Below are 22,882 nucleotides of genomic sequence, written 5' to 3' on the forward strand. Positions count from 1 at the left end.
CCTCTGCCAAACGGCATAGGGGCTGGCGGGCGGCCGATAAAGCGAAAGACCGCGAGCCGGCTGCGAAGGGGAAACCGAAGGACTCAGAAGGTGTGAATGAATCCGGCGTGCCCGAGCAGCCCGCCCAGGCGCGCCCGATCAAGGCGCAAAGCGCAGCCATAGCTCGGGCTATGGCGAGCATTTGCAACGCCGAGCGGGTGTGTCTGGGCGGGATGAGCGGGCATGACGGGTTCGTTCACACCTTCTCAGCCTCTCAGGGAAGCCACTGCACCCAGACCATCACGAGCGTCAGGGTGCCCAGCGCCAGCACCGTCGACACGGCGACGCTGGCCGTGACGAGGTCTTCGGCCGTGCGATAGCGCTGCGAGAACAGGAACACGTTGGCGCCGATGGGCAGCGCCGCCGCCACCACCATCACGGTGAGCGGGATGCCGCGCACGCCGAGCAGCCAGCCGATGCCGGCCACCAGCAGCGGATGCAGCAGGTTCTTCACCAGCGCCTGTACCAGCGCGCCGCGCCAGTGCCGCCCGATGGGCGTGAGCGCGAGCGTGATGCCCACCATGACGAGCGCCACCGGGCCGAAGGCCTGGCCTAGCAGTTGGATGGGCTTGTCGATCACCTCGGGCATCACGAGGCCGGTCTGCGCAAACAGCAGGCCCGCGATGATCGGCAGCGGCACCGGGTGAATGATGGCGTTGCGCAGCGCGCGCAGCACGGTGCGCGCCATCGAGCGCTTCTCTTCACCGCTGACCACCGCGTGCTCGCGCGCCACGGCCAGTTCGAGCACGAGCGTGGCGCTGGTCATGAGCACCAGCGAGTGCAGCGAGATGAGCGTCAGCAGCACCACCATGCCCGCCTCGCCATAGGCGAGGCCGACGAGCGCGATGCCGATCATCACGGTGTTGCTGTAGGTGTTGGCCAGCGCGATCACCGCGGCCGTGCGATTGAACCCGCGCAGCGCGAGCGTGCCGGCGAACAGCAGGCCGGAGGCGATGAAGTACGCGGCAACTGGCTTGAGGCTGAGTTCCTGCACATGCACCGTGCTCATGGCGCGGAACAGCAGCGCGGGCGCGAGCAGCAGGAAGATGAGGTTCGACAGGTCCTTCACCGCATTGCCGCCGATCCATCGGCGCCTGCCGGCCAGGTAGCCCGCGGCGATCAGGATGACGACGGGGAGCAGCGAAGAGATGACGAAGGAGTTCACCCATCGAGGATAAGCTGCCTTGCTCCTTCCCCCTCTGGGGGAAGGCTGGGATGGGGGCAAGCGGCGCCTGCAGAAGCCATGGCCTCGTCACACGCCGCTTGCCCCCACCCCTGCCCTCCCCCAAAGGGGGAGGGAGCCATGCAGCATCAGAACGTCACGCGCAACCCGACCTTCAGCGAACGCCCCGGCAATGGCGCGTTCGGATACACCGTCGTCGTCAGGATCGACGTCGGGCTGTAGGCCAGCTTGTTGGTGATGTTGTCCACGCGCGCATACCAGGTGAGGTTGGCTCGCTGCACCTTCATGCGGTAGGAGATCGCGGCGTTCCACAGCGTGTACGCATCGGTCTCGCGCGCCCCGACGCTGGGCACATGGCGCTGCGCCGCGTTGTAGTCGAAGCCCAGGCGCGCGCTCCACGGACCGTTGCCGTAGACCAGCGTCGCGCCCGTGCGGAACGGCGCGATGCGCGGCAGCGGCTCGCCGGTGTCCAGGTTCTTCGCGCGCACCACGTCGCCGCGCCATTCGAGGTCGAGCGTCGAGGCGTCGGGCATCGGCGCGAAGCCGTCGTTGCCCAGGAGGCGCAGGTTGCCGTTGGCCTCGATGCCGGTGAAGCGCGCGCGCACGCCGCTGTAGACGTATTCGGCCAGCGTGTCGGTCGCGGCCGGGTCGGTCACCACCTGGCCTTCTTCATCGAGCGTGCGGCCCGAGGCGGTGAGGCCGATGTAGTTGCTGAAGCGCGTGACGTAGGCATTCACGCGGGCCGTGTTGGGGCCCGACTTCCATTGCGCGCCAAGGTCCAGGCCGGTCGACTTTTCCTTTTTCAGGTTCGGGTCGCCCACCTCCCACGCGGCGGTGGCCACGTGCGGGCCGTTGGCGAGCAGCTCGTAGTCCTTCGGTGCGCGCTCGGTGTAGGCGAGGTTCGAGGTCAGCTGCCACTGCGGTGTGAGGTTGACCAGCGCGCCGAACGCCGCGCTGTGCGGATTGAAGGTGCGCTCGCCGATCGCAAAGCGGGTGATCGACGGATCGTCCGGATAGCCCAGTGAACGGATGCGGACCTTCTCGGTGCGCGCGCCGAAGCTCAGCTTGCCCCACGAGGCGCCGTACTCTTCATAGAGGAAGAGCGCGTTGGAACGCGTGCGGCTGTGCGGAGCGAAGGCCTCCTCGCCATCGGCGGCGAAGCGGTTGGTCTCGCTGCTGAAGCCGACCAGGCCTTCGAAGTTGCCGATCTTCTGGTGACGTGCCTCGATGCGCAGGTCGTTGCTCATGTTCGAGAAGGTAGTGCCGGCCTCGGGACCCTCGAACTCGGTGTGGCGATAGTTGGTGTGGCTCACCTTCGCGTGGATGCTGCTGATGATGCCGCCCGGGCGCCATTCGCCTTCGAGCGCATAGCGGTCGGACTTCATGCGGATGGTCACATCGTCCTCGGCCACGGTGCCGTAGTTGCTGCGGTAGGTGCTGGCGGAGGCGCCGATCCAGCCCTGGTCGAAGAACAGCGTGCCGCCGACCGCGCCGCCGTTCGCCTCGTTGGCCGAGTTGCAGATCTTGCGGGCGCGCCACGGCGAGCCGGGCTTCTCGCAGTTCAGGTCGATGGGCACCGAGACGTCCTTCGAGTCGCGGTTGAAGGCGTCCACGTGCAGCGCGAAGCGGTCGTTGCCGCCTTCGAGCACCACGCCGCCGTTCTTTTCCTTGTTGCCGGTGGAAAAGCCCAGGTCGGCACGGCCGCCGAAGCCGTTGATGGGCTCGGTCGGGATGCGGTTGTCGATCACGTTGACCACGCCGCCCACCGCGCTGCCACCGTACTGCAGCGCCGAGGGACCGCGCAGCACTTCGATGCGGTCGGTGACCAGCGCGTCGACCGGCACCGCGTGGTCGTAGCTCAGCGCCGAGGCGTCGGGCGCGCCGCCGCCGTTCTGCAGGATGCGGATGCGGTCGCCGTCCTGTCCGCGGATGATCGGGCGGCTCGCGTTGGGGCCGAAGTAGCTGCTGCTCACGCCGGGCAGGTTGTTGAGCGTTTCGCCGAGCGTCGAGTCGGAACGCAGCAGGAGTTTTTCGCCCGAGAGCGTGACGGTCGGCGCGATCAGGTCGCTGGCGCCGAGCGGATTGCCGGTGACGGTGATCGCGGGCAGGCTGGCGTCATTGGCGGGTTGAGCCTGGGCCTGGACGGTTTCCTGGGCATGGGACGCGGCGGCGAAGGCGAGCGAGAGAACGGCGACGCCGATGGCGTTGCGACGGAAATTGGGAATCATGGTGAACACTCGTTGAATCAATGGACGGCACGCCGTCACCCGCACTAGGCAGGCGCAGCGACCGGAACACGGGGGGATTCAGCGAGTGGAAGGCGGGCCGCGCGCGTCGAAGAGCGCAACCCAGCGGGCGATGGCCTCGCCCTGCAGATAGGCAAAAGTGGCCGAGGGCAGCAGCACCGGCAGCACCACCAGCGGCACGCCGGGGACGCTCGATCCGTGCGAGAGCTGGTCGTACAGCCGGCACTCGGCGTCGGTGTGATCGCCGAAGAGGCTGACCACGCCGTGGCCCGCGTGGACGTGGGCGCCCTTGTCGGCCTGTGCCGCCTGGACGGTGGCCGCCGCAGCCGGCAGGCCGGGCACATGCAGCGAACGGTGCATCACGCCCAGCGTGCCCGCGAACCACAGCGCGATCGCCAGCACGACGAGGATCGCGCGGGTCGAGAAGTGCGGGGATTGACGGGTGGCGAGCTGCACGGAAACGGAGGGCTGGTCGATCAGGCCTTGATCAGGCCTTGACGCGGGAGGCGAAGGTCTTCTGGAACTTCTCGACCTTCGGGCCGACGACGAACGCGCAGTAGCCCTGGTTCGGGTTGTTCAGGAAATAGTCCTGGTGGTAGGCCTCGGCCGTCGAGTAGTTGGCGAGTGGCACCACCTCGGTCACGACGGGCGAGCTGTAGGTCTTGCTGGCCTCGATCTCGCGGATGACGTCTTGCGCCACCTGCTTTTGCGCGTCGTTCGTGTAGTAGATGCCGCTGCGGTACTGGGTGCCGACGTCGTTCCCCTGGCGATTGAGCGTTGTCGGGTCATGCACGACGAAGAAGATCTCCAGGATCTCGCGCAGGCTGATCTGGGCCGGGTCGAATTCGAGCTTCACGACCTCGGCATGGCCGGTGCGGCCGGTGCAGACCTGCTCGTAGGTTGGATTGACGACCTGCCCGTTGCAATAACCCGACTCCACGTCCACCACGCCCTGCACACGGTCGAAGACGGCCTCGGTGCACCAGAAGCAGCCCCCGCCAATCACGATGGTTTCGGTGGGCGACGGTGAGGAAGACATGGGCACTGCTCCGGCAGGTTGGGAATCGGCGAACCCGATATTGTCGCGGCTTGACGTGACAGATGCCGGTCACTACATTACTAACCCGCGAGTCATTAACCCACATGTCCACCCCACGCTCCCTTGTCGACAAGTTCTGCCCGGTCCGCTCCAAGCGCGAACGCCGGAAGGAAGCGCGCCCCGGCGAATTGCTGGCCGCCGCGCTCGACCTGTTCGTCGAAAAAGGCTTTGCCGCCACCCGATCGGAAGAAGTGGCGGCGCGCGCCGGGGTCTCCAAGGGCACCCTCTTTCTGTATTTTCCGAGCAAGGAAGAGCTCTTCAAGGCCGTGATCATGGAAAGCCTGGGCGGCCGTTTCACCGAATGGAACGCCGAATTCGAGGCCTTCGAAGGCACCACCGCCGAGATGCTGCGCTACTGCATGAACGTGTGGTGGGAGCGCGTGGGCATGACCAAGGCCTCGGGCCTGACCAAGCTCATGATGAGCGAAGGCGGCAATTTCCCCGAGCTGGCGGAGTTCTACCGCCAGCAGGTAGTGCGCCCCGGCCACGACCTGTTGCGGCGCATCCTGCAGCGCGGCATCGACCGCGGTGAATTCGCGCCGGTCGACATCGACCACGCGATCTATTCGGTGATCGCGCCCATGGTCTTCCTGATGCTCTGGAAGCATTCGGCCATGGTTTGTGTCGACGGAGAAAGCGCCCTGGACCCCGAAAAATTCGTCGCCACCCAGGCCGAAACCGTGCTTTACGGGCTCAGCGTGCGCCCCGGAGACAAGGCATGAAAGACTTTTGTATGGCCGAGCGGGCCGCTGGCGTCATCCGGGCCACCTAAAATTGAAGGTTTGTCCTGAGCCCACAAGGAAAGCCACGCCATGAACCCCACCCCCACCCTCGAGCGCTTGCGCTTCAACATGATCGAACAGCAGATCCGCCCCTGGGATGTGCTGGACCTGGACATCCTCGACCTGCTGGCCACCATCCACCGGGAAGACTACGTGCCGGAAGCCCACCGCACGCTCTCCTTCTTCGACATGGAACTGCCGTTGCTCGACGGCTCCGTGCCCGGCGAATTCATGCTGTCGCCCAAGGTCGAGGCCCGCACGCTGCATGACCTGAAAGTGCAGAAACACGAGTCCGTGCTCGAAATCGGCACCGGTTCGGGCTTCATGGCCGCCCTGCTCGGCGCCCGCGCCGCCCAGGTGCTGTCGCTCGAAATCAACCCCGTGCTGGCCGCCAGCGCCGCCGAGACGCTGCGCCGGAACGGCGTGAGCAACGTCGAAGTGCGCCATGCGGACGGCGCCGTGCCCCTGCCCAGCGGCCCGAGCTTCGACGTGATCGTGCTGAGCGGCTCGGTCGCCCGCATTCCGCAGAACCTGCTGGGTTCGCTCAAGGTCGGCGGCCGCCTCGCGGCCATCGTGGGCGAAGAGCCGATGATGCGTGCCCACTTCGTCACCCGCTCGAGCGAAAGCAAGTGGGACACGGTCCAGCCCTGGGACACCGTGGCGCCGCGCCTGCTGAACTTCCCCGAGCCCTCGCGCTTCTCGTTCTGAGCGGGCCGCACGCATGATCGATCAAGTCCGCCCCGCCGACCTCGCCGCCTGGTTCGCGCAGGACGCCGATGCCGCCCCCGTGCTGCTCGACGTGCGCGAACCGTGGGAATTGCAGACGGCGAGCGTCGCGCCCGCAGGCTTCACGCTGGTGGCAATCCCGATGAATGAAATTCCGGGCCGCCTCGCCGAACTCGGCGAAGGCCAGCGCATTGCATGCCTCTGCCACCACGGCGCGCGCAGCCAGCGCGTGGCCGCCTTCCTGAACCAGAACGGCTTTGACCAGCTCGCCAACGTGGCGGGCGGCATCGACGCCTGGTCAACGCACGACCCTTCGGTCCCGCGCTACTGATTCTTTCCCTCAAGGACGTTCAATGCCTCCACGGCCCCGGCTTCTGCCACTTTCCGCAGCACTCGCCAGCGTTATCGCAACCTTGCTTGCACTGCCGGCCCAGGGCCAGACACTGAACGAACTCTATGACTCCGCCCGCGGCTACGACGCCACGTACCAGGGCGCGCGGGCGCAGTACGACGCCAACGTCGCGCGCGCCGCGCAGGCCAAGGCCGGCATCCTGCCCGCCGTCGGGCTCACGGCCGGCGTGAACCGCAGCAACCTGGACATCGACACCCTCACCGGAACCAGCCGCGGCGCCAGCGCCTCGCGCGACTTCAACACGCAGAACGCCGGCATCAACGCCACGCAGCCGCTCTACCGTCCCGCCAACTGGGCCACCTACGAGCAGGGCAAGCGCCAGACGGAGATCGCGCTGGCGGTGCTCACCACCGCCGAGCAGGACCTGATCGTGCGCGTGAGCCAGGCGTATTTCGACGTGCTCGCGAGCCAGGACAGCCTGGCGCTCGTGCGCGCGCAAAAGGTCGCCGTGGCCGAGCAGTTGGCCTCGGCCAAGCGCAACTTCGAGGTCGGCACCTCCACCATCACCGACTCGCGCGAAGCCCAGGCCCGCTACGACCTGGTGATCGCGCAGGAGATCGCCGCCGAGAACGACCTGCAGGTCAAGAAGATCGTGCTCGACCAGCTCGTCGGCCGCCCCGGCAGCGTGCCGGTGCCGCTGGCCGTGCCGGTCGTGCTGCCGACCGCACAACCGGCGGACATCAACGCCTGGGTCGCGCAGGCCGACGAGGTGCATCCCGCGATCCAGCAGGCGCGCCTGGGCCTCGACGTGGCCGGGCTCGAAGTGCAGAAGGCGCAGGCCGGCCACAAGCCCACGCTCGACGCCAACCTGGGCTACAACGTCACGCGCAACCCGACGGGCACCAGCACCAGCACCGTGGGCACGCGCGTCAACGCCGCCACGGTCGGCGTGACCTTCAACCTGCCGCTCTTCGCGGGTTTCGCGACCGAGAACCGCATCAAGGAAACGCTGGCGCTCGAAGACCAGTCGCGCAGCGTGCTCGACGGCACCCGGCGCAGCGTGGCCCAGGCCACGCGCGCGGCGTACTTGGGCCTCGTGTCGGGTGCGGGCCAGGTCAAGGCGCTGGAAGCGGCCGAATCCTCCAGCCAGAGCGCGCTCGACGCCAACAAGCTCGGTTACCAGGTGGGCGTGCGCATCAACATCGACGTGCTCAACTCGCAGAGCCAACTGTTCCAGACCAAGCGCGACCTCGCGCAGGCGCGCTACAACGTGCTGCTGGGCAACCTGAAGCTGCGCCAGGCCAACGGCACGCTGACGACGGCAGACATGAATGCGATCAATGCGACGCTGGCAAGCAATGGAAGCACGCCGGCGGTGCCTTCGCCCACGCCTGCGGACCGTTCTTCCACGCCTTCGACGACGGTGACGCCGCCCAGCATTCCGGTGGTGCCGCCGGTGCCGGTGCAGCCGTTCAATCCGGCGCCGCCGACGATGCCAACCGCGCCGGTGCCGCCGGTGATCGTGAATCCGCCGGTGCGCTGAACGAGGGTGGAGGCTTTCTCCCTCCCCTTTCGGGGGAGGGTTGGGGTGGGGGCACGACGGCCTCGCCCCCTACACAGCGCTCGTTGGACGCTTGCCCCCATCCCAGCCTTCCCTCGGAAGGGGAAGGAGCAAGGCAAGCTCAGTCCAGGGTCGGTTCCGCGCGCTCGGGTTCGTCAGCCAGCGGCGCGTTCTCCGCCACCACAGGCTCCGCCGCCTGCGCAATGGCCAGCACAGCCGCCGCCGTACGCTCTGCGGCCCCACGGTTCGACGACGAGAACGCCAGCGCGGCCTGCGCCATCGCCGCACGACGCTCGGGGTTCTCGACCAGCTTCAGCGCCGCCGTCACCGCCTGCTCCATGCCTTCGACGCGCAGCGACGCACCGGCCGCCAGCGACAGCTGCGCCGCCTCGGCGAAGTTGAAGGTCGACGGGCCCATCACCACCGGGCAGCCGCATGCGGCCGGCTCGATGAGGTTTTGCCCGCCCAGCGGCTCGAAGCTGCCGCCGAGCAGCGCCACGTCGGCCAGGCCGTAGTACAGCGCCATCTCGCCGAGCGAATCGCCGAGCCAGATCTCCGCATCCGTCGGTTGGCCCGCCGCACTGCGGCGCGCGACTGCGAAGCCCTGCGATTCGATCAGCGCCGCCACTTCGTCGAAGCGCTGCGGATGGCGCGGCACGATCATCCATTGCACGTCGTGCACGCGCTTGGCGATCGAGCGGATCGCGCCCTGCTCGGGCGGCACGGGCGACGTTGCGCCGAAGCGCTTGAGCACGTCGAGCAGCAACCGCTCCTCGCCGTCACGCGAGCTTGCGAGCACGACCATGGGCTTGGGCAGGCGCTCGCGCAGCGAGGTCGCCGCGGTCAGCTGCCGTGCGTCGGGCGTCGCATCGAACTTGAGGTTGCCGTAGATGCCGGCCACCTTGGCGCCGAGCGACACCAGCCGGTGCGCATCGGCTTCGGTCTGCGCCCAGACGGCCGTGAGCGCCGAGTAGGCGGGCCGCGCGAGCCAACCCAGGCGCTCAGCCGCAGCGAGCGATTTCTCGTTGAGCCGCGCATTGGCCAGCACCAGCGGAATGCGGCGCTCGGCGCAGGCCGCGGCCATTTCGGGCCAGACCTCGGTTTCCATCAGCACGCCGATGCGCGGCTTGAAGCGGTCCAGGAAACGCGCGACGGCGCCCGGCGTGTCCCACGGCTGCCAGACCTGCGTGTCGCCGGGCTCGAGCAGCTTGGCGCCCTCCTCGCGGCCGGTGGCGGTGCCGTGCGTGAGCAGGATCGGAATGCCCGGGTACTGCCGCCGCAGCTCGGCGATGAGGATCGCGGCCGCGCGCGTCTCGCCGAGCGACACCGCGTGCACCCAGCACTGGGCCTCGCCGGTGATGAATTCGTCGTAGTGGCCAAAGCGCTCCTCGACGGCCACGGCATAGCCCGGCTCGGCCTCCGCGCGGCGCCGCAACTTGCGGCGCACCAGCGGTTGCACGACGGTGGTGAAGGCGCCGTACAGGCGCAGCAGCAGGGAACGCACGGGTGGTGTCAGTGGGAAGCTTCGGCCAGCTTGGCGTCGGGTTTGACGGTCCGCAGCAGCGCGAGCATTTCGGCTTCGATGCGCTGGAGCGCCGCATCGGTCTGGCCTTCGAAGCGCAGCACCAGCACGGGGGTGGTGTTGGAAGCGCGGATCAGCCCGAAGCCATCGGGCCAGTCCACGCGCAGGCCATCGATGGTCGAGACCTTGGCAGGCGCGGCGAAGCTGGCGCCCTTCACGAGCGTGTCGACCACCGCATGCGGCTCGCCTTCGGCGCAGGCCACGTTGAGTTCGGGCGTCGAGAAGCTGGTGGGCAGCGCGTTGAGCACGTCGCTCGCATCCGGGCTCTTGCTCAAGATTTCGAGCAGGCGGCAGCCGGCATAGGTGCCATCGTCGAAACCGAACCAGCGCTCCTTGAAGAAGATGTGGCCGCTCATCTCGCCGCCGAGCGGCGAATCGATTTCCTTCATCTTCGCCTTGATGAGCGAGTGGCCGGTCTTGTAGATCAGCGGCTTGCCGCCCGCGGCCTCGATGGCCGGCGCGAGGCGCTGCGAGCACTTCACGTCGTAGACGATGGTGCCGCCCGGCACGCGCGAGAGCACGTCCTGTGCGAAGAGCTGCATCTGGCGGTCGGGGAAGATGTTCTGGCCGTCCTTGGTGACGATGCCCAGGCGGTCGCCGTCGCCGTCGAAGGCCAGCCCCAGTTCGGCCTGGCCCTTGGCCAGTTCGGCCATCAGGTCCTTGAGGTTCTCCAGCTTGCTCGGATCGGGGTGGTGGTTGGGGAAGTCGCCATCGACCTCGCTGAAGAGCTCGACCACCTCGCAGCCGATGGCGCGGAAGATGGCGGGGGCCGTTGCGCCCGCGATGCCGTTGCCCGAATCGACCACGATCTTCATCGGGCGCGTGAGCTTGATGTCGCCGGCGATGCGCTTGACGTAGGCGTCGGTCACATCGACCTTGCGCACGCTGCCGCCGGGGGCGAGCTTGGCGGTGCCGTCTTCCATGGTCTTGCGCAGGCCCTGGATCTCGTCGCCGTAGATCGCGCGGCCGGCCAGCACCATCTTGAAGCCGTTGTAGTCCTTGGGGTTGTGGCTGCCGGTGACCTGGATGCCGCTCGTGCACAGCGTGTGGGCCGCGAAATAGAGCATGGGGGTGGTCACCGCGCCCACGTCGATCACTTCGACGCCTGTGGCTACTAAGCCCTTGATCAGCGCCTCGGCCAGTGCGGGGCCCGACAGGCGGCCATCGCGACCCACGGCCACCGCCTTCTCGCCAGCAGCGCGGGCGGCACTGCCGAACGCGCGACCGAGCGCTTCCGCCACCTCGGCATCGAGGGTGACGGGCACGACGCCGCGGATGTCATAGGCCTTGAAGATCGACGCGCTGAGCTGCATGAGAGGCGTTTCCCTGTGGGTTTTGGAACGGGGCATTGTAGGCAACGCCCCGTGTGCCCACATGTCCGAAAACGGCCAGTCGAAACGGGATGAAACCGTATCATTTGCCCATGCCTACCCCCCACGCCCCCTCTGAAGCGCTCGAGAGCGACGCCTGCTACCTGGCGATGAAGACGCACGATGCGCGCTTCGACGGGTCGTTCTTCACCGCTGTGACCTCCACCGGCATCTATTGCCGGCCGGTGTGCCGCGTCAAGCTGCCGCGGCGCGAGAACTGCCGGTTCTTCGTGCATGCGGCGCAGGCCGAGGCCGAGGGCTTTCGCCCGTGCCTGCGTTGCCGGCCCGAGTTGGCGCCGCGCGCGGCCAGCTGGTCGACCGAGGATTCCTCGCGCATCCTCGCGCTGCAGGCCGCACGGTTGATCGACGAGCCCGACGCATGGACCCATGGTGATGACAACGGCCCCGGCGCGGCGCAGATCGCTGCGCGCCTGGGCGTGAGCGACCGGCACCTGCGGCGCATCTTCGAGGCGCAGTTCGGCGTCTCCCCCCTTCAATACCTGCAGACGCGCCGCCTCCTGGCCGCCAAGCAACTGATCGCCGACACGCGCCTGCCGATGACGCAGGTGGCACTGGCCAGCGGTTTTGCGAGCGTGCGCCGCTTCAATGCCGCCTTCGTCGAGCACTACGGCCTCAACCCGAGTGCGCTGCGGCGCGCGGGTGGCACCCAGGGTCGCGAAGGCAAGGCGATCGAGGTGCGCCTGGGCTTTCGTCCGCCCTACGACGTGAATGCGATGCTCGGTTTCTTCGCGCGCCGCGCGCTGCGTGGTGTCGAGGTGGCGGCGACGGCCGACGGCAAGGCGCCCGCCAAGGGCAGCACGCCGACCTATGTGCGCCTCGCCCGCACCTTGCGCGTGCAGCAAGGCGGGCAAGCCCACGCCGGATGGCTGCAGCTGCGTTTCGACATCGAACGCGAGCAGATGCTGCTGTCGGTCAGCGATTCGCTGGCCGCAGTGCTGCCGATCGTGATCAGCCGGGCCCGCGCCATGCTCGATCTCGATGCCGAACCGATGGCGATCAATGCGGCGCTCCATGCGGCCTTTCCGCACGGCGACGGCCTCCGCGTGCCGGGCACGGTCGACGGCTTCGAGCTCGCGGTGCGCGCGGTGCTGGGCCAGCAGATCACGGTGGCCGCGGCGCGCACGCTGGGCTCGCGGCTGGTCGAGGCGTTCGGCGAACCCATCGCTACGCCCATCGACGGCTTGGACAAGCTGTTTCCCACACCCGCGGCGCTCGCGGCGGCAAGCGGCGATGCACTCGGACAGTTGGGCATCGTGCGGCAGCGGCAAGCCGCCCTGCAGGCCATTGCGCGCGAAGTCGCCAGCGGCAAGCTGGCGCTGCATGCGGGCGCCGACGTGCCCGCGACCATCGCCGCGCTGCAGGAGCTCCCCGGCATCGGCGCCTGGACCGCGCAATACATCGCGATGCGCGCGCTGCGTTGGCCTGACGCTTTCCCGGCCGGCGACATCGCACTGCAGAAGGCGCTGGGCGTGACCACCGCACGCGCGGCCAGCGAGGCATCGCAGGCGTGGCGCCCCTGGCGCAGCTATGCGGTGCTGCGGGCCTGGCATGCGCCCTCTCCCTCTTCTCCCACAGTCGCCCCGGACGCGGCGGCAGATTCTTCCAACATCACCACGGCAGGCGTCGCAGCCTGAAATGTCATGAAGTTCAAGAGCAAGACCATCTACACCTCGCACATCGACACGCCGCTCGGCGGCATCACGATGGCGGCCACCGACCAGGGCCTGGCCGGCGTCTGGTTCGACCAGCAGCGCCACTGGCCCGACACCACGGGCTGGATCGCGAAAGACGACCACCCCGCGCTCATCGAGGCCGGCACGCAACTGCGCGACTACTTCGCCGGCAAGCGCAACGATTTCGACATGCCGCTGGACCTGTCGCACGGCACCGCGTTCCAGCAGAGCGTGTGGCAGGCGCTGCTCGCAATTCCCGCGGGCAAGACGATGACCTACGGCGCACTCAGCGCACATGTGGGCAATCCGGCCGCGGTGCGCGCGGTGGGCGCGGCCGTGGGGCGCAACCCGATCAGCGTGATCGTGCCCTGCCATCGCGTGCTGGGCTCCGATGGTTCGTTGACCGGTTACGCTGGCGGGCTTCATCGCAAGACCGCCCTCCTCGAACTGGAAGGCGCGAGATAAAAACCGAGAGACGCATGAGCACAACAACACAGAACAACATCGCCACCAGCACCGCCAAGCCCTGGCTCATCGATCTCGCATTGCTCGGGGCCTTGTGGGGAGCGTCTTTCCTTTTCATGCGCATCGGCGCGGCCGAATTCGGCGCGCTGCCGACGGCGGCGGTGCGGGTGGCCATCGCCGCGCTCTTCCTGCTGCCGATCGCGCTGCTGCGCGGGCAGGGGCCGGCCATTGCCACGCACTGGAAGGCCACCTTCGGCGTCGGCGTCTTCAATTCGGGGATGCCGTTCGCGCTTTTCTGCTTTGCGCTCCTGACCATCAATTCCGGCCTCGCCGCCGTCATCAACGCCACTGTGCCGATGTTCGGCGCGCTGGTGGCCTGGGCGTGGTTTCGCGAACGGCCGAACGGTTCGCGCATTGCCGGGCTGGTCATCGGCTTTGCCGGCGTCGCGATGCTCGCGAGCCGCAGCGCGGGCCTGCACGCGGGTGCCAGCAGCAACGCCGCGCTGTGGGCGGTGATCGCTTGTCTCGGCGCGTGCCTGTGCTACGGCATCTCGGCCAGCGCCACGCGGCGCTACCTGGGCGGGGTGCCGCCGCTGGCCACCGCGACGGGCAGCCAACTCGGCGCCACGCTCTTCCTCGCGCTGCCGGCCATCTGGCTCTGGCCCGCGCAGATGCCGAGCCTGCGCGCATGGCTCGCGCTGCTGGCGCTCGGCATCGCCTGCACGGGCGTGGCGTACATCCTGTTCTTCCGGCTGATCGAACGCGCCGGCCCGGCACGCGCGCTGACCGTGACCTTCCTGGTGCCGGTGTTCGCGCTCTTCTACGGCGCTGTGTTCCTTGGCGAGAACATCACGCAGTGGATGCTGATCTCTGCTGTGGTGATCGTGTGCGGCGTGGCGCTCTCCACCGGCATCGTCCGCCTCGGCCCCAAGCCCAAGACAGCCTGACGCCGGCGCTCAGATGGCGCCGGCCACCACGTTGACCGAGAGCGCCAGCACCAGCATGTTGAACGCAAAGGCCAGCACGCTGTGGACCAGCGTGATGCGCCGCATTTCGCGCGAGGTGGCCTGCACATCGGACACCTGCGAGGTCATGCCGATCACGTACGAGTAGTAGAGAAAATCGAAGTAGTCCGGGGCGTCGTCCTTGCCCGGAAAGTCGAGGCCGCCATCGGGCGTGCCGCCCTTCTGGTCGATGTAGTAGCGGTGCGCGTAGTGAAAGGCGTAGATCGTGTGCATCATCAGCCACGAGCCCACCAGCGCCACCACGCCGAGCACGACGTGGCCCGCACGCTCCCAGCCCGTCAGTTGCTTGACCTGCTGCAACAGCATCGCGATGGCGACCACGCTCACCGCCACAACCACCAGCATCGACACCAGGATCATCACGTTGGGCTGGTCCAGCGACTGCGCCCGTTCGCGCGTGCGCCGCGCATCGAAGGTCTCGATCAGCCACCAGGTCAGGAGCTGGTACACCAGCACCCCTGCGCACCAGCCCGCCAGCCCGCGCGCCATGCCGCCGAACGGCCAGGGTGCCAGCGCCACGGCGGCACCGACCACCGTGCCATAGAGAAGACGTTGCGGGCCCGTGGTCGTGGAGAGGTGTTTGCGCATGCGGCACTGTAGCGCCGCCCTCGCGCCATCAAGAAATTCCTACAAGAAGACCCGCATTCGACGCATTCGATGTGCTGCGCCGCATCACTAAGGTACGGCTGGTTCAAGGGAGTCTGGCCGCGAGGCATCACGCGCAGTCGAAGACCGTTGCGCCATGCGATGTGCCCGAGGCCTTCATTTTTTTCTTCTCAAGGATTCTCATGCTGTCGCTTCGCTCCCGTCCGTTCGACTGGACGTTCAGATTCGGCGCCCTCGGCGCGCTCGTGGGTTCGGGTTTTCTCTTCGCCACCGCGCCTGCGCTGGCCGATCCTTCGCCGGCGCTGGACCGGTTCAGTTTCTCGGTGGGCGGCTTCAGTGCCGATCCCAAGCTCAACGCCTCGGTGGCCACGCCCTACGGGACGCTGCAGACGGGCGACATCAAGCCCGGCCGGGTGACGATGCCCCGCATCAGCGCCGACCTGCTGATCGGCGACAGCCAGGGCATCTCCTTCGACTACTACCAGTACAAGCGCGACTACGGCGGCCAGTTCGGCAACAGCACCTCGCTTGGCCCGTTCGGCACGCTGAGCACCCTCGGCAATGCGAACCTCAGCACCAAGCTGGACTTCGCCAAGCTCTCGTACAAGTGGTGGCTCGGTTCGGGCAACACCGTGTTCGGCCTGGGCGCCGGCGCGGCCTACTACCGCGCGACACTGGGCATCACCGCGCTCGCCGGGGTGAACGGCCAGGTCGGCACGCTGAACGAGAGTTCGAGCGACAACGCGATCGCGCCGCTGCTCGAGCTCGGCGTGCGCCATGCCATCACGCCCGACCTGCGGCTGTTCGCCGACGCCTCAGGCGTCTGGAAGAGCAGCGGCCGCTTCCACGGCAACATCTACAACGCCTCGGCCGGCGTCGAGTGGTTCCCGGTGAAGAACGTGGGCCTGGTGGTCTCCTATGGCGTGACCAACATCGACCTGACCCGCGACGGCAGCACCGCCGACTCGCGGCTCAAGGTGCGGCTGCAAGGCCCGTCGGCGTTCCTGAAGGCGCGCTTCTGACGCGCACGACGCACTGCGGCGGCCCCCTCGCCGCCGTCAGTGCGGTGTTGTCGGCAGCAGCGACGCGCGCACTTCCTTCTTGAGCACCTTGCCCACCTTGGAGCGCGGCAGGTCGGGCCACACCTCGACCTGCTTGGGCGCCTTCACGCTGCCGATGCGTGCCTTGACGAAGGCCTTGATGTCTTCCGCATCCACCTGCCGGCCGGCATGCAGCTGCAGCACCGCCACCACGCGCTCGCCCCACTTCTCGTCGGGCAGGCCGACAACGGCGCTGTCCTGCACGTCGGGGTGCTGCATCAGCACCTGCTCCACCTCGGCGGAGTAGACGTTGAAACCGCCCGAGATGATCATGTCCTTGGCGCGGTCGACGATGTAGAGAAAGCCGTCGGCGTCGAGGTAACCGATGTCGCCCGTGTGGTGCCAGCCGTGGCGCGAGGCCTCCTCGGTGGCCTTCGGGTCCTTGTAGTAGCCGAGCATCACGAGCGAGCCGCGCACCACGATCTCGCCGCTCTCGCCAGTTTGCAGCAATGCGCCATCGCCATTCATCACGCCGACCTGCACCAGCGGGCCGGGCCGGCCTGCCGAAGAAAGGCGCTGCCGTGCCACCGAGCCATCGGCGTTGAAGTGCTCCTTCGGCGACATCATCGAGATCATCATCGGCGCCTCGGTCTGACCGAAGAGCTGCGCCATGACGGGGCCAATCTTTTCCAGCGCCTCTTCGAGCCGCGCGGCCGACATGGGCGCAGCGCCGTACCAGAAGCACTGCAGCGAATCGAGCTTCGTCGCGGCAAGCTGCGGATGCTGCAGCAGCATGTAGATCAGCGTCGGCGGCAGGAAGGTGTGAGTAATGCGGTGGCGCTCGATCAGCGCGAGGAACTCGGCCAGATCGGGCTTGGGCATGATGACCACCTGCCCACCGAGCGCCATCACCGGCAGGCACAGCACACCGGCAGCATGCGTGAGCGGCGCGAGCGCGAGATAGGCGGGGCGGCCCTCGAACGGGTAGCCCATCAGCGTGAGCGCCGACATGGTCTCGAGGTTGCGGCCCGAGAGCATCACGCCCTTGGGCTGGCCGGTGGTGCCGCCGGTGCCGGCGATCATCGCGACGTCGTCGATCACGGACACGTCGATCGGTGCGTCGTCCGCGCCGGCAAGCCATTGGTCGAGCGATGGCGCATACGGCATCGCCTGGTCGAGGCACACCAGCGTCTTCACCTTGGGCAGATCGGCGCGCATCTGCTCGACCAGCGGCGCGTAGTTGCTGTGGAAGATGAGGCAACTGCAGTCGAAGGCATCGAGCACGAAGCGGTTCTCCGCCGCCTCGTTGCGCGGGTTGATCGGGCACCACACGGCCGCGGCGCGCGACACGCCGAACACACAGGCGAAGGCGACCGGGTCGTTGCTCGACAGCACCGCCACCTTGCTGCCCGGCGCAACGCCGCTGCGCTGCAGCGCGCGGGCCACGCGGTGGCTCAGGCGCTGCACGTCGCCGTACGAAAGCCGCGTGTCACCCATGCAGAGGCACGGCGCGTCGGCGCCCGACTGGGCGCCCTTGTCCAGGTAGTCGACGAGGCGCATGGGCGTCAGCCCATCCGCGTGAGCACGGGTTCCTGCACCAGTCCAAAGCTGCGCAGTGCGCCCAGCAGCTCGTGGTGCCCGAAGGCCTGGCAGCCCGAGGCGAAGCCGGCGCGCCGCGGCGCCTGCTGCAGCAGCGAGGCGGCCGCATAGGCCTGCAGCAGGCCGGTCTGCTTGTAGTTGCAGTTCCCGAAGATCACGCAGTGCATACGGCCCAGCGGTCCGGACGCATGCACCGAATCGACGGACTTGTTGATGCGCGGGTTCTCGCGCGGGGGCATGGTGTTCATCACGCCTGCCGCCGTCTGGGCCAGGGCGGCGTAGCGGTCTTCCTCGTTCATGCCCTCGGTGGCCTTGAGCGCGGCGGCCACGATCTGCGGCACGCCCAGCATCAGCGGCTTGGTGAAGACGCCGCCGAGCACCTTCACATTGGCCACGCGCGGATCGCGCTTGAACCAGACCGGGTGCGAGGTGCCGCCCCAGGGCAGCGCCAGCGCCGCTTCGTGCTGTCCGGGAATGGACAGGTGGTAGAGGCCCGCGTCGGGCTGCCACTCCACGTACTCGTTCTGCTCCAGGTAGTAGGCCTTCGACGTGGCCGCATTGACCAGGATGGTCTGGGTCGATGCGATGGTCGGGCTGCCGCCCCAGAACACGGCGATGTCGAGCGTGTCGAGGCCGGGCGTCTCCAGGCACAGCTGCGCGGCGATCTCGCCGGTGGTGTACATCTGTGCGAGGCCAGGTGAGAGCAGCAGGCCCGCGGCGGCGAACTTGGCGCCGAACTTCTGTTCGAGCGTGATGAGCCAATCCTGCTCGCCCGTGGTGTCGGTGTAGTGGCACCCGGCCGCCAGGCAGGCCTCGACGACCTCGGGGCCGAATTTCGCGAAGGGCCCCACCGTGTTGAGCACCACCGAGGCGCCGGTGAAGAGCTCGGTGAGCGCCGCCACCGAATGCGCCACCTCCACCACCTCGTAGCGCGCGGTCTCGATGCCGGGCACGTTGGACTTCATTGCCGCATCCAGTTTTTCCTTGCTGCGGCCCGCGGCGATGAAGGGGATGTTCATCTCCCGCAGGTATTCGCACACGAGGCGGCCGGTGTAGCCGGAGGCGCCGTAGACGACGACGGGTTTCTTGTTGCTGCTGCTCATTCTTGTCTCTCCTTTTTTTGATCAATCACATGCCCATGCCGCCATCCACCGCGAGGCCCGCGCCGGTGATGAACCGGGCAGCGTCGGAGCAGAGGAAGACCACCACGTCGGCCATGTCTCCGACTTCGCCCAGGCGACCGAGCGGCGTCTGCCCGATCACGTCGCCGACGGCAGCCTCGACGCTCGGCGCGAGGCCCGCGGCCACGATGTCGCTCGCGAGCTTCATGCCCATGTCAGTGGGCACGAGGCCCGGGTAGATGCAGTTCACGCGCACGCCGTAGCCCAGCTTGCCGGACTCCATCGCCGCCACGCGCGTGGCACGGTCGACGGCGGACTTGGTGGCGGAGTAGCCGGCGATCGCAGGGAACGCGATGGTGGCCGCTACCGATGCGATGTTCACCACCGCACCGCCGCCGCCCGCGCTGCCGCCGGGGCGCATCGCGCGGAACGCGTGCTTCATGCCGAGCAGCGTGCCGGCCACGTTCACGTCGAGCATGCGGCGCAGGTCGTCGCCGTCGACGTCGATCACCAGCGAGGTGATCTCGATGCCGGCGTTGTTCACCAGGATGTCGAAGCCGCCGAGCTCCTTCACCGTGGTCTCGGCGGCGGCGGCCCAGTCGCCGTCTTTCGTGACGTCGAGCGGAACGAAGCCCACCTTGGCGCCCGAGGCGGAAAGCCGTTGCGCCGTTCCGCGACCCACGTCTGCGAGCACGTCGCCGATCATCACCGAGGCACCTGCCTGCACGAGTGCTTCGGCAATGCTCGCGCCAATGCCGCGCGCGCCACCCGTCACCAGGGCCTTGCGCCCTTTCAAGTCGAACTTGGCCATCACTTGTCTCCTGTGTATCTGTTGTTGAGATGGAAGAGGCATCGTAGAAATCGACTTTACGGGTGTCAAGTTTTTCTTTGACGTGTGTCAAGATTTCATAAAATGACACCCGCGGCACAGATATGGGACTTCTCCCGCATGCGTGCTATGGTTTGCAATCATCAGGAAACAATGTGGCCGGCATGCCATGCGGCCGGGCTCGAAATGACGTCACATGAACGGGTAAAGAAACACGCGGGCCGCGTGCCCAAGGCACGGGTGGACAAGTTCGCCGAACGCCGCGCCGAACTCGGCGAAGCCGCCCTCACCACCCTGGCCACGCTCGGCTACGCACGCACGAGCCTGCGCGAGATCGCGCAGAACTCCGAGTTCTCGCACGGCGTGCTGCACTACTACTTCAGCGACAAGGTCGACCTGATCATCTGCAGCGTCAAGCAGTACAAGGCCCGCTGCGTCACGCGCTACGACCATGCGGTGGACACCGCCACCACTTACGACGAACTGATGGACGGCTTCCTGCAAAGCCTGGGCGACACGCTGCGCGACGAAGGCGAAGTCCACCGGCTCTGGTACGACCTGCGCTCGCAGGCCCTTTTCGAGAAGGCCTTCCACGACGACGTGGTGCAGATAGACAAGAGCCTGGAAGACATGATCTGGCGCATCATGAGCCGCTTCGCCGAACTCTCGGGCGAACAGTCCGGCCTGCCGCCTTCGGCCACCTACGCGCTCTTCGACGGCCTGTTCCAGCAGGCCCTGCTCAAGCACCTGTCGGGCGATGCGAAGGCCATCGAGGAAATGCAGGCCGCGGTGCGGCAATCCATCTCGTGGCTGTTTGCTGCGCCCGCACCCAAGAGCGCCGTCGCGCGCAAGCGCAAGGCCTGAGCCCCACACACGGCTCGGGGCTCGGCTACGCCTTTTTCGGCTTGCCGGGCGGCGCCGCCAGTCGCGTGCCTTCCCACTGCCCGCTGGTGCACAGGTCGCGGATCACGTCGGCGATCAACGTACAGATCGCGCGCTTCGCATTGGTCGTCGGCAGATGCACCGACACGCACAGCCCGAGGGTGCGGAACATCGCAGGCGAATCGATGCGGTGCGCCCTCAACCGGTCTTCGCGCACTTCGCGCTGCGCGAGGCCGAGCGGCATGATGGTCGCGCCGAGCCCCGCTTCCACCGCGGCCTTCAGCGTGTAGACCGAATTGATCTCCGCCGCCACGCGCGCGGCCGGCTGGCCCGCGGCCTCGAGCACCGCATCCACCAGCCAGCGGGTGCAATGGCCATGCGCATTGGCGGGCCACACGAGCGGACGCGCCGTGGCTTGCGCGATGCTCACGTCGCCCGGCGGCAATGCGCGCGGATCCTGCGGCGATTCCAGAAAAACGAAATCCTCTTCCACCAGTGGCGTGAAGGCGATGTCTTCCGCGGGCATGGTGGGCGAGAAGATCGCCACGTCGACGCGCCCGCGCAGCAACTGGTCGGCCATGTTGCCGGTGAGTTCTTCGTTGAGATGGAACACCACGTCCGGGTAGCGCCGCGCGGCCGCGCGCATCAGCGGCAGCGCGATCATTGGCGAGACGCTCTGCGGCAGCGCCGCCACCACCGAGCCGACCACCGAATCTGCGGCCACGTGCACTGCGGCCTTCGCATCGCCGACCTGCTTGGTGATGCCCTGCGCGTATTCGTAGAACACCTTGCCCGCCTCGGTCACCGTCACGCCGTTGCGGCTGCGCAGCAGCAGCGGGGTGCCGAGTTCGCCTTCGAGTTCGGCCATCTGCTTGCTGAGTGCCGATTGCGCCACGAAGAGCTGCTGCGCCGCGCGCGAGAGGCTCCCGCAATCCACGATGGCGACGAAATACTTGAACTGGCGCAACTCCATCGGGGTGTCTCCGGCCGCCGGCTGCGAGGGTGCAGGGGCGGCCGGTCATTCTAGGACCGGGGTCCGGGCGAGGCGGTCCTCAGTTCACGCAATCGAAGCTCGCCGCATCGTTCGCGTCGCCCGCGCCCTTGTAGCGCGGATAGGCGGGGTACTTGCACATCGGGCGCGCCATCGTGGTGGCTCCTGCCCCATCGACCTTGCGGTGCACCAGCTTCTGCGCCGAGGCGGGCACGCCCTGCTCCACCCAGGTGGACATCGCCTTCAGCAGGTCGACCTTGTCGGGCCCCGCGCCGCCGAAGCAGTGGCCCACGCCGGGCGCGAGGAACAGCTCGACCGTCTCATCCGCCTTCTGCGCGCCCAGGGTGCTCACCACCTGCTCGTAGTAGCGCGCGTTGTCGCGTGCGCTCACCGAGGTGTCGTTGGTGCCGTTCCACATGATCAGCTTCGCGCCGCGTGCGTGGAGCCTGCCCAGGTCCGGATCGGCCGCGCTGAACATGCCGCCGACGATGCCCATGCGCGAGAGCCACTGGTCCGGATTCCAGGTCGAGGTGTCGAAGGCCGCATCGCGCGTGATGAACGAGCGCACGAAGCCATCCGAGAACAAGCCCTGCACCGACGCGCCACCGAACGCCGCCTGCGGCCAGATGTACTCGCCCCATCCCTTGGGCGAATTCTCCGCCCCGAAGTTGTAGCCCGTGTGCGACCACGCGCCATCCGATGTCGCAACCGGCGAGGTGATGGTCTTGACGGTGGCGATCTGCGCATCCGACAGGCAGCTGTCGCCGGTGTCCGCACCGCCCGCACAGCGCAGCGCCGTCGCATCGAAGGTGCACGCCGCGGGCCTGGAGATGATGCCGTCCGCCACGCCATCGAGCCCGTCGCACTGCGCGAGCACCGCGTCGGCCAGCAACGTCTGCTTAGCCGGATTCAGCGCGTTGGCAGGCACGCGCACCTGCTTGGCGATGCGGTTGAACTGCATGAAGAGGCCCATGATGTTGCCGGCCGGCGCGCGCGCCACGATGCCGTCGAAGTCTTCGGGAAAGCGCTGGGCCTGCATCATCGCGTCGTGCCCGCCCATCGAGCAGCCCTCGAAGTAGCTGCGCGTGGGCGCGGTGCCGAAGAACTGCGCGATCACCTCCTTGCCCGGCGGCAGCGCGCGGTGTTCGGACTGCTGGGTGAAGTCGAGCAGCTTGACCGGATCGAGTGCGAACTCGCCCTTGAAGTAGTTCAGATCGGTGGCGCCCGGGTAGTCGTAGCCACCGTTGGTGCCGACCGTCGCATAGCGCTCGGTGAAGATCGATTCGCTGAATTGCGCTGCGGTCGCCGTGGGCATCTGGCCGTCGAAACCGCCGCCGCCGATGAAGGCGAGCTTGCCGTTCCAGCCCGCGGTCGGCAGGCGCGCCTCGAAGCGCAGCGTGGAGCCCTTGAAGCTCGCGGTCACCACGCAGTACTCGGGCTGCGGCGCCGATGCGGCGATGAGCTTCGCGTCATCGACGGCGACTGCGCCTCCCGCCAGCGTCTGCCCCTTGAGCGTGGGGCACTTTTCGGCAAGCGACATGGCCGGCGGCGGTGCAGCGGGTGGCGGGGCCGGAGGAGCGGCCGGAAGCGGCAGCGGCGAGAAGCCCCCGTTGGCCCCGCCTCCACCGCAACCGGCCGCAAACATGACAACCGCGATCGAGACGAGCGTGTGCCTGGTTGTGTTCATTTC

At 67.8% G+C, this 22,882-nt stretch carries 21 protein-coding genes; 9 read left to right on the top strand and 12 right to left on the bottom strand.

The window, feature by feature from the left end; all coding sequences use genetic code 11:
• Positions 1-253: 253 nt before the first annotated feature.
• From GNX71_RS23290 to msrA, 4 genes are all read right to left on the bottom strand, one after another.
• A complete protein-coding gene (locus GNX71_RS23290; protein WP_206174618.1) occupies positions 254-1,204 on the bottom strand; it encodes an AEC family transporter in 951 nt (316 codons plus the stop codon).
• Positions 1,205-1,350: 146 nt separating this feature from the next.
• Complete coding sequence (locus tag GNX71_RS23295) at positions 1,351-3,450, bottom strand: TonB-dependent receptor (RefSeq protein WP_206174619.1); 2,100 nt, start codon at positions 3,448-3,450, stop codon at positions 1,351-1,353.
• Between the two features lie 78 nt (positions 3,451-3,528).
• On the bottom strand, positions 3,529-3,924 hold the full coding sequence (locus GNX71_RS23300; protein ID WP_206174620.1) for a hypothetical protein: 396 nt from the start codon (positions 3,922-3,924) through the stop codon (positions 3,529-3,531).
• 31 nt (positions 3,925-3,955) lie between these two features.
• Complete coding sequence (gene msrA, locus GNX71_RS23305) at positions 3,956-4,507, bottom strand: peptide-methionine (S)-S-oxide reductase MsrA (RefSeq protein ID WP_206174621.1); 552 nt, start codon at positions 4,505-4,507, stop codon at positions 3,956-3,958.
• Positions 4,508-4,611: 104 nt separating this feature from the next.
• Here msrA and GNX71_RS23310 point away from each other — a divergent pair, with 104 nt between their 5' ends.
• From GNX71_RS23310 to GNX71_RS23325, 4 genes are all read left to right on the top strand, one after another.
• Complete coding sequence (locus GNX71_RS23310) at positions 4,612-5,289, top strand: TetR/AcrR family transcriptional regulator (protein WP_206179630.1); 678 nt, start codon at positions 4,612-4,614, stop codon at positions 5,287-5,289.
• Positions 5,290-5,379: 90 nt separating this feature from the next.
• Positions 5,380-6,057: a protein-L-isoaspartate O-methyltransferase gene (locus GNX71_RS23315; RefSeq protein WP_206174622.1), complete on the top strand. Its 678-nt coding sequence runs from the start codon at positions 5,380-5,382 to the stop codon at positions 6,055-6,057.
• Between the two features lie 13 nt (positions 6,058-6,070).
• Complete coding sequence (locus GNX71_RS23320) at positions 6,071-6,406, top strand: rhodanese-like domain-containing protein (RefSeq protein ID WP_206174623.1); 336 nt, start codon at positions 6,071-6,073, stop codon at positions 6,404-6,406.
• 22 nt (positions 6,407-6,428) lie between these two features.
• Complete coding sequence (locus GNX71_RS23325) at positions 6,429-7,970, top strand: TolC family outer membrane protein (protein ID WP_206174624.1); 1,542 nt, start codon at positions 6,429-6,431, stop codon at positions 7,968-7,970.
• A 139-nt stretch (positions 7,971-8,109) separates the two neighbouring features.
• Here the strand turns inward: GNX71_RS23325 and GNX71_RS23330 are convergent, their stop codons facing one another.
• On the bottom strand, positions 8,110-9,492 hold the full coding sequence (locus GNX71_RS23330) for a 3-deoxy-D-manno-octulosonic acid transferase (protein ID WP_206174625.1): 1,383 nt from the start codon (positions 9,490-9,492) through the stop codon (positions 8,110-8,112).
• 8 nt (positions 9,493-9,500) lie between these two features.
• Positions 9,501-10,883 (bottom strand): phosphomannomutase/phosphoglucomutase, encoded by a 1,383-nt coding sequence (locus GNX71_RS23335; RefSeq protein WP_206174626.1) that lies wholly within the window; start codon positions 10,881-10,883, stop codon positions 9,501-9,503.
• A 110-nt stretch (positions 10,884-10,993) separates the two neighbouring features.
• On the opposite strand from GNX71_RS23335, the gene GNX71_RS23340 reads away from it, so the two are divergent.
• The 3 genes from GNX71_RS23340 to GNX71_RS23350 are packed head-to-tail and all read left to right on the top strand — an operon-like array spanning position 10,994 to position 14,046.
• Positions 10,994-12,595, top strand: coding sequence for an Ada metal-binding domain-containing protein (locus GNX71_RS23340; protein WP_206174627.1), 1,602 nt, complete (start codon positions 10,994-10,996; stop codon positions 12,593-12,595).
• A 6-nt stretch (positions 12,596-12,601) separates the two neighbouring features.
• Complete coding sequence (locus GNX71_RS23345; RefSeq protein ID WP_206174628.1) at positions 12,602-13,099, top strand: methylated-DNA--[protein]-cysteine S-methyltransferase; 498 nt, start codon at positions 12,602-12,604, stop codon at positions 13,097-13,099.
• A gap of 14 nt (positions 13,100-13,113) precedes the next feature.
• Positions 13,114-14,046 carry a DMT family transporter gene (locus GNX71_RS23350; RefSeq protein WP_206174629.1) on the top strand — a complete coding sequence of 311 codons (933 nt, stop codon included), beginning with the start codon at positions 13,114-13,116 and terminating at the stop codon, positions 14,044-14,046.
• Positions 14,047-14,055: 9 nt separating this feature from the next.
• Here GNX71_RS23350 and GNX71_RS23355 read toward each other — a convergent pair whose 3' ends face one another.
• The gene (locus tag GNX71_RS23355; RefSeq protein WP_206174630.1) at positions 14,056-14,712 is read right to left on the bottom strand and encodes a DUF1345 domain-containing protein; all 657 of its coding nucleotides are present in this window, start codon (positions 14,710-14,712) and stop codon (positions 14,056-14,058) included.
• A 200-nt stretch (positions 14,713-14,912) separates the two neighbouring features.
• Here GNX71_RS23355 and GNX71_RS23360 point away from each other — a divergent pair, with 200 nt between their 5' ends.
• Positions 14,913-15,752 carry a hypothetical protein gene (locus GNX71_RS23360; protein WP_206174631.1) on the top strand — a complete coding sequence of 280 codons (840 nt, stop codon included), beginning with the start codon at positions 14,913-14,915 and terminating at the stop codon, positions 15,750-15,752.
• Between the two features lie 36 nt (positions 15,753-15,788).
• Here the strand turns inward: GNX71_RS23360 and GNX71_RS23365 are convergent, their stop codons facing one another.
• Genes GNX71_RS23365 through GNX71_RS23375 form a run of 3 tightly spaced genes read right to left on the bottom strand, consistent with a single transcriptional unit; the run spans position 15,789 to position 19,301 of the window.
• Positions 15,789-17,330, bottom strand: a complete 1,542-nt coding sequence (locus GNX71_RS23365) for a long-chain fatty acid--CoA ligase (protein ID WP_206174632.1) — start codon at positions 17,328-17,330, stop codon at positions 15,789-15,791.
• A 5-nt stretch (positions 17,331-17,335) separates the two neighbouring features.
• On the bottom strand, positions 17,336-18,472 hold the full coding sequence (locus GNX71_RS23370) for a DUF5938 domain-containing protein (protein ID WP_206174633.1): 1,137 nt from the start codon (positions 18,470-18,472) through the stop codon (positions 17,336-17,338).
• 25 nt (positions 18,473-18,497) lie between these two features.
• Complete coding sequence (locus GNX71_RS23375) at positions 18,498-19,301, bottom strand: SDR family oxidoreductase (RefSeq protein ID WP_206174634.1); 804 nt, start codon at positions 19,299-19,301, stop codon at positions 18,498-18,500.
• A 204-nt stretch (positions 19,302-19,505) separates the two neighbouring features.
• Between GNX71_RS23375 and GNX71_RS23380 the strand changes: the two genes are divergently transcribed.
• Positions 19,506-20,183 (top strand): TetR/AcrR family transcriptional regulator, encoded by a 678-nt coding sequence (locus tag GNX71_RS23380; RefSeq protein WP_206174635.1) that lies wholly within the window; start codon positions 19,506-19,508, stop codon positions 20,181-20,183.
• Positions 20,184-20,208: 25 nt separating this feature from the next.
• Here GNX71_RS23380 and GNX71_RS23385 read toward each other — a convergent pair whose 3' ends face one another.
• Both GNX71_RS23385 and GNX71_RS23390 read right to left on the bottom strand, forming a co-directional pair.
• Entirely contained in the window at positions 20,209-21,174 is a 966-nt protein-coding gene (locus GNX71_RS23385) for a LysR substrate-binding domain-containing protein (protein ID WP_206174636.1), read from the bottom strand.
• Positions 21,175-21,253: 79 nt separating this feature from the next.
• Complete coding sequence (locus tag GNX71_RS23390; RefSeq protein WP_206174637.1) at positions 21,254-22,879, bottom strand: tannase/feruloyl esterase family alpha/beta hydrolase; 1,626 nt, start codon at positions 22,877-22,879, stop codon at positions 21,254-21,256.
• Positions 22,880-22,882: the final 3 nt, after the last annotated feature.

Origin of the sequence: Variovorax sp. RKNM96 (assembly GCF_017161115.1) — a bacterium.
Lineage (GTDB): Bacteria > Pseudomonadota > Gammaproteobacteria > Burkholderiales > Burkholderiaceae_C > Variovorax.